Origin of the sequence: Burkholderia sp. Bp8992 (assembly GCF_003853705.1) — a bacterium.
Taxonomy (GTDB): Bacteria; Pseudomonadota; Gammaproteobacteria; order Burkholderiales; family Burkholderiaceae; genus Burkholderia.
The window spans coordinates 191635-202189 of the sequence record NZ_QTQI01000014.1; the positions used below are offsets into that span (position 1 = coordinate 191635).

Below are 10555 nucleotides of genomic sequence, written 5' to 3' on the forward strand. Positions count from 1 at the left end.
CCGGGGAGGGTGAAATTCCGTGTTCGGGGCGGCGAAAAACGGCTCGGGCCGCCCGTGAGGGCGACCCGATGCGCGGGGTGCGGCGCGTCAGTGCGCGCCCGCGTAGATCCACTCGAGCAGCGTGTCGTGCGCGGCGCGCGCGCCTTCCGCGTGATCGTTGTTGATGAAGCTGACGACGATGTAGCTCTGGCCGTCGGCGCCGCCGACATAGCCCGCGATCGCGCGCACGTCGCGCAGCGTGCCGGTCTTGATGTGCGCGTTGCCGAGCACGCCGGCGTTGGTGAGGCGGTTCTTCATCGTGCCGTCGATGCCGGCGATCGGCAGCGAATCGACGAAGGTCTGCGCGACGGGGCTCGCGTTCGCGGCCTGCAGCAGCGCGGCGAGCGACAGCGCGCTCACGTGTTCTTCGCGCGACAGGCCCGAGCCGTTCTCGAGCACGAGGTCGGGCATCGCGATGCCGTTCTTCTGCAGGAACGCCTGGATCACGCGGCTCGACTGTTCGGGCGTCGCGGGCGGCTTGCCGCTCACCGCGCCGATCGTCAGGAACAGGTTGCGCGCCATCACGTTGTTGCTGAACTTGTTGATGTCGTAGACGATGCTGCCGAGCACCGGGCTGTGATGCACGGCGAGGGGCCGTGCGGTGGTCGGCACCTTGCCTTCGCTCACGGGCCCCGCGATCGTGCCGCCGTCCTGCTGCCACAGCGCGAGGAAGCCGCGCGCGAAGAACGTCGTGTGATCGAGGATCGCGAGGTTGGTCGTGTGCGCGCCGCAGCGCAGCGGATAGTCGCCGGCGAACGAGGCCGTCATGATCCCGCCGCCGGCCGACAGCGTCGGGCGCGCGGCCGCGGCGGCCGCGCTGCACGAGCCCGAGCCTTCGACGAGCTGGTTGTCGATCGACAGGTTCGCGAGCGGCGGCAGCACGTCGACGGCCACCTTGCCGTCGTCGCCCGGCGTGACCGTGAACGACACGGCCTTGAACGCATACAGCAGCGGATCGGGGCCGACGTTGTACGGCGCGCTGGCGTCGTCGTCGAACGACGGCAGGTCGCGGGTCGACGTTGCGAAATAGGTCTTGTCGAGCACGAGGCCGCCGGCCACGCGCTTGACGCCGGCCTTGCGGAGCTTGTCGACGAGGTCGATCAGCTCTTCGGGCACGAGCTTCGGATCGCCGGTGCCCTTGATGTACAGGTTGCCCTGCAGCGTGCCGTCGGGGTCAATGGTGCCGTCCGTGTACGCGGTCGTGCGCCAGCGGTAGTCGGGGCCGAGGATCGACAGGCCCGAGAAGGTCGTCACGAGCTTCATCGTCGAGGCCGGCAGCATCGGCCGGCTCGCATTCCACGCGATCAGCGGTTCGGGATCGCCGACGCGCTCGACGACGACGCTCATTGCCGAGGCCGGCACCTTCGCGCGCTGCAGCGCGACGAGCACGGACGCCGGCAGGCCGGCCGCACGCGCGGCGGGCGATACGACGGCGGTCTTGCGCGCTCCCTTGGGGGAATGCTTGCGGGCCTGCGCGGACGGTGCGAACACGAGGGCCGTGCAGGTGGCGACGACGGCGGCTGCGCGCAGGCACAGGCGGGCGCGGGGGGCGAACCGGACGGAAAGATCGGAAATCGGCATGGGCGAATACGGGAGAAGCAGGGGCTCGGGCAGGGCGCGCGGCGGCGCCGAAGCGCACATTGTAGAGACAAGTCCGCGCAGGCCCCTTGCAACCCGCCTTACTGTTGCATTGCAGGGTGCCGCGCACGCGATTCGCGGCGCTACAATGGTCGGCGTGTTTGACTCGCCCCATGGATGCCCGTCCCGATGCGGATACTGCTTGTCGAAGATGATCGAATGATTGCCGAAGGCGTGCGCAAGGCGCTGCGCTCGGACGGCTTTGCGGTCGACTGGGTGCAGGACGGCGACGCGGCGCTCACGGCGCTCGGCGGCGAGACGTACGACCTGCTGCTGCTCGATCTCGGCCTGCCGAAGCGCGACGGCGTCGACGTGCTGCGCACGCTGCGCGCGCGCGGGCTGTCGCTGCCCGTGCTGATCGTCACCGCGCGCGACGCCATTGCCGACCGCGTGAAGGGGCTCGACGCGGGCGCCGACGACTACCTCGTCAAGCCGTTCGACCTCGATGAACTCGGCGCGCGGATGCGCGCGCTGATCCGCCGCCAGGCCGGGCGCAGCGAGTCGCTGATCCGCCACGGCGCGCTGACGCTCGACCCCGCTTCACACCAGGTGACGCTCGACGGCGTGCCCGTCGCGCTGTCCGCGCGCGAGTTCGCGCTGCTCGAGGCGCTGCTCGCGCGGCCGGGCGCGGTGCTGTCGAAGAGCCAGCTCGAGGAGAAGATGTACGGCTGGGGCGAGGAGATCGGCAGCAACACGGTCGAGGTCTACATCCACGCGCTGCGCAAGAAGCTCGGCTCGGACCTGATCCGCAACGTGCGCGGGCTCGGCTACATGGTCGTCAAGGAAAGCTGACGCGTGAGGTCGATTCGTCATCAATTGCTGATCTGGCTGCTCGCGATCGTCGTCGCGGGCGTGGGCATCGCGGGCTGGCTCATCTACCGGCAGGCGCTCGCGGAAGCGAACGAACTGTTCGACTACCAGCTGCAGGAAATCGCCGCGGCGCTGCCGTCGGAGCCGTTCTCGCAGGTGTTCGGCTCGCGCACCAACGGCGACGAAGGCATCGTGATCCAGATCTGGAACCGCAACGGCGTGCTGATGTACTTCTCGCATCCGCGTGCGCCGATCGCGCCGCGCGCGGAACTCGGCTTCTCGACCGAACGCACCGATCGCGGCGAATGGCGCGTGTACGGCGCGATCGTCGGCGACAACGTCGTGCAGCTCGCGCAGCCGCTGTCGGTGCGCAACCGGCTCGCGGCGAACGTCGCGCTGCGCACGCTGTGGCCGTTGATCGTGCTGCTGCCGTTTCTCGGCGCGGCTGTCTGGGTGATCGTCGGGCGCGGGCTCGCGCCGCTCGGCCGCGTGACGCGCGCGGTCGAGGCGCGCCGGCCGGAGGCGCTCGATGCGCTGCCCGACGCACGCCTGCCGCTCGAGGTGCAGCCGCTCGTACGCGCGCTGAACGGGCTGCTCGCGCGGCTGTCGGCCGCGCTCGATACGCAGAAGGCCTTCGTCGCCGACGCCGCGCACGAGCTGCGCACGCCGCTCGCGGCCGTGCAGATCCAGGCGCAGCTCGTCGCCCGCGCGAAGGACGACGCGTCGCGCCGCGAGGCGGTCGCGGATCTCCAGGCCGGCGTGTCGCGCGCGACACGCCTCACCGAGCAGCTGCTCGCGCTCGCGCGCGCCGAACCGGACGGCGCGACGATGCGCGAACCGGTCGACCTGCAGGCGCTGCTCGCCGAATGCGTGGCTGCGCATGCGCCGCTCGCGCAGCGGCGCGACATCGATCTCGGCTTCGAGGAGACGCGCGCGGCGAGCGTCGTCGCGGACGTCGGCGCGCTGCGCGTGATGTTCGGCAACCTGCTCGACAACGCGGTGAAGTACACGCCGGACGGCGGGCGCATCGACGTGTCGCTGACCCGCGACGCGGCCGGCCGCGCCTGCGTCCAGATCGGCGACAGCGGGCCCGGCATCCCGGCCGACGAGCGCGACCGCGTGTTCGACCGCTTCTACCGCGACAGCTCCGCGCGGGCGCGCACCGACGTCGCGGGCAGCGGGCTCGGGCTCGCGATCGTCAAGCGTGTCGCGGCCCAGCAGGGCGCGACGGTGTCGCTCGGCGACGCGGCTGCGGGCGGCCTGCTCGTCAGCGTCGTGTTCCGCGACGCCGAGATGCCGGCCGAGGCGCCGCAGCCCTCCGAATCCGCGTGAGAGGCGCGCCGGCAGCCGCTTAAGCCCCGCTTAAGGCTGATTAAGCCTCCTTTAAGTCAGGGTCGTTACGCTGCGTCCTAACAAAGAGGAGGTCCTACGATGAACACCCGATTCCTTGCGCGCGGCACCGTCGCGGTCGCCGTGGCGGCCGCCCTGTCAGCCGGTTATTTCGCCGGCACCCGCCGCGCCGATCCGCAGATCATCACGCCCGCGCAGGCCGCAATGATGCCGGCCGAAGCCGCCGCGAAGACCGGCATCCCCGATTTCTCCGGGCTCGTCGAGACTTACGGCCCGGCCGTCGTGAACATCAGCGCGAAGCACGTGGTGAAGCAGGTGTCGCGGCGCGTGCAGCAGCCGCAGCTGCCGATCGACCCGAGCGACCCGTTCTACCAGTTCTTCAAGCACTTCTACGGCCAGGTGCCGGGCATGGGCGGCGACGCGCAGCCCGACGACCAGCCGAGCGCGAGCCTCGGTTCCGGGTTCGTCATCAGCTCCGACGGGTACATCCTCACCAACGCGCACGTGATCGACGGCGCAAACGTCGTCACGGTCAAGCTGACCGACAAGCGCGAATACAAGGCGAAGGTCGTCGGCGCGGACAAGCAGTCCGACGTCGCGGTGCTGAAGATCGACGCGAGCGGCCTGCCGACCGTGAAGATCGGCGATCCGGCGCAGAGCAAGGTCGGCCAGTGGGTCGTCGCGATCGGCTCGCCGTACGGCTTCGACAACACGGTCACGTCGGGCATCATCAGCGCGAAGTCGCGTGCGCTGCCGGACGAGAACTACACGCCGTTCATCCAGACCGACGTGCCGGTGAACCCCGGCAACTCGGGCGGCCCGCTGTTCAACCTGCAGGGCGAGGTGATCGGCATCAACTCGATGATCTACTCGCAGACGGGCGGCTTCCAGGGCCTGTCGTTCGCGATCCCGATCAACGAGGCGATCAAGGTCAAGGACGAGCTCGTGAAGACGGGCCACGTGAGCCGCGGCCGCCTCGGCGTCGCCGTGCAGGGGCTGAACCAGACGCTCGCGAGTTCGTTCGGGCTGCAGAAGCCGGACGGTGCGCTCGTCAGCTCGGTCGATCCGAACGGTCCGGCCGCGAAGGCCGGCCTGCAGCCGGGCGACGTGATCCTGTCGGTCAACGGTTCGCCGGTCTCCGATTCGACGTCGCTGCCCGCGCAGATCGCGAACCTGAAGCCCGGCTCGAAGGCCGACCTGCAGATCTGGCGCGACAAGTCGAAGAAGTCGCTCAGCGTGACGCTCGGCGCGATGGCCGATGCGAAGCTCGCGTCGAACGACGGCGGGCCGGTCGAGCAAGGCCGCCTGGGTGTCGCGGTGCGTCCGCTGTCGCCGCAGGAGCGCAGTGCCGCCAATCTGTCGCACGGGCTGATCGTGCAGCAGGCCGGCGGCCCGGCCGCCAATGCGGGCATTCAGCCCGGCGACGTGATCCTCGCGGTCAACGGCCGCCCGGTCACGAGCCCCGAGCAGTTGCGCGACGCGGTCAAGGGTGCGGGCAACAGTCTTGCTCTTCTGATCCAGCGCGATAATGCGCAGATCTTCGTGCCGGTCGACCTGAGCTGACCGGTACGGCCGACGGCCGGCCCGGCCGGCCGCGGCGGGCGCCGCCGCCGCTCGACCGCGTGACGCAGCGCCGCGTATGTGTTCCGACCCCAAGGAGAGAGCCATGCAATATCTACGCAACGTGTCCCGATTTGCCGTCGCCGCGGCGCTGGTCGCGGGCCTCGCAGCCGGTGCGACCGGCGCGTACGCGCAGTCGGACGGCTTGCCCGCCGCGCGCCAGCAGGGCGACGTCACCTTCGTGTCCGGCGGCGTCGGGCAGGACGAATCGACGGCGTTCCAGCGCAACGAGGCGAAGTGGCCGCTGGCGCTGCGCTTCACCGGCAAGGGCGGCGAGTTCCTGGCCGACGTCCAGGTGCGGATCGTCGACGGCAAGGGCGCCGAAGTGCTGAAGACCGATGCGCGCGGGCCGTACATGCTCGTGCAGGTGCCGCCGGGTCGCTATACGGTGCATGCGACGTACCAGGGCAGCGATGAGTCGCGCACCGTCACGGTCGGCGCGAAGGGCGGCGCGAAAGCCGCGTTCCAGTGGAGCGCGCAGTAGCCGCCGCGCGCGGCCCGGGCCTCCGGTCGCGCAATCGGACGAAGTTTCGCCCATAATGAACGCCACGGCACCCATGCCGTGGCTTTTTCGTTTCCTGCGCCCGGTTTGCCTGCCGGGCCGCCCGAAGGAGAAACGATGTCCGATGCAGCCGACCCTCGACTCGAAATCGTGCCGAACCGCCATCGCGTTCGCGTGATCCATCGCGGCATCACGTACGCGGATTCGCACGGCGCGTTGACCGTGCGCGAAACGGGACTGCCGGACATCCATTACCTGCCGCGCGGCGACGTCAACATGCGCCGGCTCGTGAAGTCGGGTTTCACGAGCACGTGCCCGTTCAGGGGGCAGGCCGTGCATTTCGACCTGCAGACGGAAGACGGCGTGATCGAGAACGCCGCATGGAGTTACGAGGAACCGCGGGAGGCGGCGGCCGTGCTTGCGCATTACGTCGCTTTCGATGTCGCACGGATCGACAGTCTCGTCGAGACGTCCTGATGCGGCGCGCGTTCATCGGGGAGGCGTCATGGAATTGAACGACACGTTACGCGTCGCGCTTGCGCCGCCTGTCGTGCGGGAGGCGTTCGAGGATCTGGCGCTGCTGCGGGCCAGCTTCGACCATTGCGAATCGTTCGTGAAGCTTGCGCGCGGCGAGTTCGCGCTGACGATCACGGTACCGCTCGGCCCGCTGCGCGCGCGCTACGACGTGCGCGTTCACGTTGCCGCCGAGCAGGGCGACGCGCAAGGGCGGCCGCGCCGTGTGCTCAACTTCAAGGCGCGCGCCGACGGCCTCGGCGCGTTGCGCGGCCAGGTCGAACTCGTGCTGATGCCGGATGACGACGCGAACGCCACGCGCATCGAGTACGTGGTCTGGGCGACGGCGAGCGGGCCGCTTGCCGAGTTGCCGGGGCGGCAGATCGACAACGCGCTGCGCGAATGGACCGACGATTTCTTCCGCGAGTTCTGCGCGGTCGTGCAGGCGAAGCACGGTCTCGCGCCGAATCGTGCGCGCTCGGCCGCGCAGCGCCGCCAGCATGTGTTCCTGCGGCCCGCGTCGCTGATGGCCGCGACGAAGCGTGCGCTGCCGCCGCACCTGGGCGGCGCGCTGACGGGGCGTGCGGCCAGCGCGCTCCCGCACCGCGGCTCCGGCACGGTGCCGGTCTGGGCCTGGGCGGCGATGATCGTGATCGTCGCGCTGCTGCTTTACGCCGCGCGCTGGATCAACGGCGGCTGAGCGGCCGGCGTTACACCGGGCCGGCGTCGGCGCCGGCTCCGGCTCCGGCGCCACGAAATTCCCTTCGATATGCAGACGGCGACGTGCCGAGCGCGCCCGCGAAATGCTGGCGGAGCGACACGCTCGACCCGTAACCGGCCGCCTGCGCGATCGCGTCGATCGATTGTCCGGTGGTTTCCAGCAGGTGCTGCGCGCGTGCGAGCCGCTCGGCCTGCAGCCAGGCGGTGACGGTCGTGCCCGTCGCCTGGCGGAAGTGGCGCGTGAACGTGCGCCGGCTCATCAGCACGCGTTCGGCGAGCGAATCGACGCTGTGCGCGGCGTCGAGGTGCGCGCGCACCCAGTCGAGCAGGCCCGCGAGCCGCGCATCGCGCGGGTGCGCGGCAACCGGCTGCGGCACGTACTGGGCCTGGCCGCCCTGGCGGTGCGGCGGGATCACGAGGCGGCGCGCGATCTGGTTCGCGGCGTCCGAGCCGAAGCGCCGCCGCACGACGTGCAGGCAGCAGTCGAGGCCTGCTGCCGTGCCGGCCGACGTCATCAGGTTGCCGTCGTCGACGTACAGCACGTCGGGATCGAGCTTCACGCGCGGAAAGCGTTGGGCGAAATCATCGGCCCACGCCCAGTGCGTGGTGGCCGGACGGCCGTCGAGCAGGCCGGCCGCGGCGAGCACGTACGCGCCGAGGCACAGCCCGACGAGCTGTGCGCCGCGCGCGGCGACCGCGCGGACCGCGTCGAGCAGTGCGTCGGGCGGCGCTTCGTCCGGGTCGCGCCACGCCGGCACGATCACGATGTCCGCATCGTCGAGCGCGTCGAGCCCGTACGGCGCGGTGATCGTGAAGCCGCCCGTCGTGGACAGCGGGCCGCGTTCGGCCGAGCAGACGCGAAACTCGAACACGGGCGACGCGGCCGCGTCGCGTTCCTTGCCGAACACGACGGACGGCACCGACAGGTGGAACGGGCTGATGCCGTCGTACGCGATCACGGCGACGACGGTCGGAACTGACGGGGTGGGCAGCGCGGCAGCGGCCATGACGGGCTCCGGGATGGCGATGGCCCGATTTTATCGAAGAATGGCTATCGGGCCACTGTCCGCGTGAACGATGCGGCCCGACAATGCATCGCATCGCGCCGCTGGCCGTCCCGTTCCGGGGCGGGGCGGCGCCCCCAGCCAGGAGCCCGCCATGTCGAATTCGAACGCCGTCCCGTCTTCCGTTTCCCATCCTGCCGCCCGCCGTGCGCTGATCGTGATCGACGTCCAGAACGAATACGTGACGGGCAACCTGCCGATCGAGTATCCGCCGCTCGACGTGTCGCTCGCGAACATCGGCCGCGCGATCGACGCCGCGCACGCGGCCGGCGTGCCGGTGATCGTCGTGCAGCACGTCGCGCCGGCCGGTGCGCCGATCTTCGCGCCGGGCTCCGACGGCGTCGCGCTGCACGCGGTGGTCGCGAGCCGGCCGTATGTGCACCTGATCGAGAAGACGCTGGCGAGTTCGTTCGCCGGGGGACCGATCTCGCCGCGTGGCTCGATGCGCACGGGATCGACACGCTCGCGGTGGCCGGCTACATGACGCACAACTGCAATGCGGCGACGGTCTATCACGCGGCGCATGCGGGGCTGAAGGTCGAATACCTGGCCGACGCGACGGGCGCGCTGCCTTACGAGAACGAAGCGGGCGCGGCGAGCGCCGAGGAGATTCACCGCGCGTACACGGTGGTGTTCCAGTCGAATTTCGCGGCCGTGATGTCGACGGACGCGTGGATCGCGGGCCTGGCCGGCGCACCGATGCCGGCGCGCGATTCGGTGGCCGCGTCGAGCCGGCGGGCCCGTGCGCAACGCGCGAAGGCGGCCTGACGCGGCAGCCGGGGGCGGGGGGAGCATACCCCGCCGCGCCGTCAGTCGCTGTCCTTCAGCATCGCCGGGCTGTAACGCAGCATGTCGAAGCAGCCGTCGACGAGCTTTTCCGCATGCTGCTCGGCGTCGATCTCGTCGGGCAGCATCAGCATGTCGCGCACGAAGCCGCTGACGAGCGTGTGCAGCATCAGCGTCGCGCGCCACGTATCGAGCCGCTCGGGCAGCAGCTTGAGTCCCACGGCCACCGCGAGATCGGCGTCGATCATGTGCAGCGCCTCGCTCATCCCCGCGCGGTTGCGTTGCAGCAGCGGCTCCATGTCCGCGACGTACTCGCACTTCATGAACAGGATGCTGAACACGCGCCGCAGCTGCGAGTCGCGCTGCACGCCGAGCAGGCACCAGATCAGGATCTGACGGATCTTATCGAGCGGATTGCCGCCCGGTGCGTCGAGCGGCATCCGCTTCAGTTCGTCGATCGGCAGAAACACGCGGTCGAACATCGCGTCGAACAGTTCGCTCTTGTTCGCGAAGTGCCAGTAGATCGCGCCGCGCGTCACGCCGGCGTGCTGCGCGATGTCCGCGAGCGACGTGTGCGACACGCCCTTCTCGAAGAACACGTGCTCGGCGGCGTCGAGAATGCTGTTGCGCGTCTCGAGCGCCTCCTCCTTGGTACGTCTGACCATGTGCAGGCCTGAATGGATCGGTCGTAGGTGAATATAGGGTCTGCAACCCTCGCAGCCGTCGTACGGACGGGCTATGCTTGCCACTGGTAACAATTCGTAAGACTGGACAGTCGGCGGAGCACAACCGGGCTTTTTACATACATTCGTGAATGTATATACAATACCACCCTACGATCGAATGACCCAAGTGGCAATCAGTTAATATCCCACTCTGCTGATTCCCGCCCTAGTACCTGTCCGCAGTTCGCGGCATCCCCGTCGGCATGGAGGTCTCGTGCCGACGTGCTGTATCTGGCAGTCCAGTAATTCAGGTGTTCGATCTGCGCCGCGAGGCGCATCCGTGTTGCGCTCCGGTCGGGTGCGGCACTTATTCCATTGGTTATACACAGAGGTCGCTCCATGCGCGTCGAACGGGTTCCATACCGCTTAATCACTGTCGCGACGGCCGCCGTTTTCCTGGCCGCGTGCGGGAAAAAAGAATCGGCACCGCCGCCGCAAACGCCGGAAGTCGGCGTCGTCACCGTCCAGCCGCAAGCCGTACCGGTCTTCACCGACCTGCCGGGCCGCACCAGCGCATTCCTCGTCGCGCAGGTGCGCGCACGGGTCGACGGCATCGTGCTGCGCCGTGAATTCACCGAAGGCACCGACGTCAAGGCCGGCCAGCGTCTGTACAAGATCGACCCGGCACCGTACGTCGCCGCGCTGAACAGCGCGAAGGCGACGCTCGCGAAGGCGCAGGCGAACCTCGTCACGCAGAACGCGCTGGTCGCGCGCTACAAGGTGCTGGTCGCCGCGAACGCGGTCAGCAAGCAGGACTACGACAACGCAGTGGCCACGCAAGGCCAGGC

At 69.5% G+C, this 10555-nt stretch carries 10 protein-coding genes and 1 pseudogene; 8 read left to right on the forward strand and 3 right to left on the reverse strand.

Going from position 1 to position 10555, the window contains the following annotated elements; translation table 11 throughout:
* Window positions 1-87: 87 nt before the first annotated feature.
* Complete coding sequence (gene dacB, locus DIE03_RS21490) at window positions 88-1620, reverse strand: D-alanyl-D-alanine carboxypeptidase/D-alanyl-D-alanine-endopeptidase (RefSeq protein WP_124453802.1); 1533 nt, start codon at window positions 1618-1620, stop codon at window positions 88-90.
* Between the two features lie 186 nt (window positions 1621-1806).
* Between dacB and DIE03_RS21495 the strand changes: the two genes are divergently transcribed.
* From DIE03_RS21495 to DIE03_RS21520, 6 genes are all read left to right on the forward strand, one after another.
* Window positions 1807-2469 carry a response regulator gene (locus DIE03_RS21495; protein WP_124453804.1) on the forward strand — a complete coding sequence of 221 codons (663 nt, stop codon included), beginning with the start codon at window positions 1807-1809 and terminating at the stop codon, window positions 2467-2469.
* 3 nt (window positions 2470-2472) lie between these two features.
* Window positions 2473-3819, forward strand: coding sequence for an ATP-binding protein (locus DIE03_RS21500; protein ID WP_124453805.1), 1347 nt, complete (start codon window positions 2473-2475; stop codon window positions 3817-3819).
* Window positions 3820-3918: 99 nt separating this feature from the next.
* Entirely contained in the window at window positions 3919-5400 is a 1482-nt protein-coding gene (locus DIE03_RS21505) for a DegQ family serine endoprotease (protein WP_124453807.1), read from the forward strand.
* Between the two features lie 103 nt (window positions 5401-5503).
* On the forward strand, window positions 5504-5941 hold the full coding sequence (locus DIE03_RS21510) for a carboxypeptidase-like regulatory domain-containing protein (RefSeq protein WP_124453809.1): 438 nt from the start codon (window positions 5504-5506) through the stop codon (window positions 5939-5941).
* A 135-nt stretch (window positions 5942-6076) separates the two neighbouring features.
* On the forward strand, window positions 6077-6436 hold the full coding sequence (locus tag DIE03_RS21515) for a DUF427 domain-containing protein (RefSeq protein WP_124453811.1): 360 nt from the start codon (window positions 6077-6079) through the stop codon (window positions 6434-6436).
* A 28-nt stretch (window positions 6437-6464) separates the two neighbouring features.
* Complete coding sequence (locus tag DIE03_RS21520; RefSeq protein ID WP_124453813.1) at window positions 6465-7172, forward strand: CoxG family protein; 708 nt, start codon at window positions 6465-6467, stop codon at window positions 7170-7172.
* Between the two features lie 10 nt (window positions 7173-7182).
* Here the strand turns inward: DIE03_RS21520 and DIE03_RS21525 are convergent, their stop codons facing one another.
* Complete coding sequence (locus tag DIE03_RS21525) at window positions 7183-8199, reverse strand: helix-turn-helix domain-containing protein (protein WP_124453815.1); 1017 nt, start codon at window positions 8197-8199, stop codon at window positions 7183-7185.
* Between the two features lie 151 nt (window positions 8200-8350).
* Here DIE03_RS21525 and DIE03_RS21530 point away from each other — a divergent pair.
* A pseudogene (locus DIE03_RS21530) lies at window positions 8351-9024 on the forward strand (cysteine hydrolase family protein).
* Window positions 9025-9065: 41 nt separating this feature from the next.
* Here the strand turns inward: DIE03_RS21530 and DIE03_RS21535 are convergent.
* Window positions 9066-9707 (reverse strand): TetR family transcriptional regulator, encoded by a 642-nt coding sequence (locus DIE03_RS21535; protein ID WP_124453816.1) that lies wholly within the window; start codon window positions 9705-9707, stop codon window positions 9066-9068.
* Between the two features lie 399 nt (window positions 9708-10106).
* On the opposite strand from DIE03_RS21535, the gene DIE03_RS21540 reads away from it, so the two are divergent.
* A partial coding sequence (locus DIE03_RS21540) for a biotin/lipoyl-binding protein (RefSeq protein WP_124453818.1) occupies window positions 10107-10555 on the forward strand: 449 nt, incomplete at its 3' end.

Excerpts from the sequence above, each read along its gene's own strand:
- DIE03_RS21505 (WP_124453807.1), top strand. The coding sequence starts at position 3,919 with ATGAACACCCGATTCCTTGCGCGCGGCACCGTCGCGGTCGCCGTGGCG.
- DIE03_RS21525 (WP_124453815.1), bottom strand. The coding sequence starts at position 8,199 with ATGGCCGCTGCCGCGCTGCCCACCCCGTCAGTTCCGACCGTCGTCGCC.
- DIE03_RS21515 (WP_124453811.1), top strand. The coding sequence starts at position 6,077 with ATGTCCGATGCAGCCGACCCTCGACTCGAAATCGTGCCGAACCGCCAT.
- DIE03_RS21510 (WP_124453809.1), top strand. The coding sequence starts at position 5,504 with ATGCAATATCTACGCAACGTGTCCCGATTTGCCGTCGCCGCGGCGCTG.
- DIE03_RS21520 (WP_124453813.1), top strand. The coding sequence starts at position 6,465 with ATGGAATTGAACGACACGTTACGCGTCGCGCTTGCGCCGCCTGTCGTG.
- dacB (WP_124453802.1), bottom strand. The coding sequence starts at position 1,620 with ATGCCGATTTCCGATCTTTCCGTCCGGTTCGCCCCCCGCGCCCGCCTG.
- DIE03_RS21495 (WP_124453804.1), top strand. The coding sequence starts at position 1,807 with ATGCGGATACTGCTTGTCGAAGATGATCGAATGATTGCCGAAGGCGTG.
- DIE03_RS21535 (WP_124453816.1), bottom strand. The coding sequence starts at position 9,707 with ATGGTCAGACGTACCAAGGAGGAGGCGCTCGAGACGCGCAACAGCATT.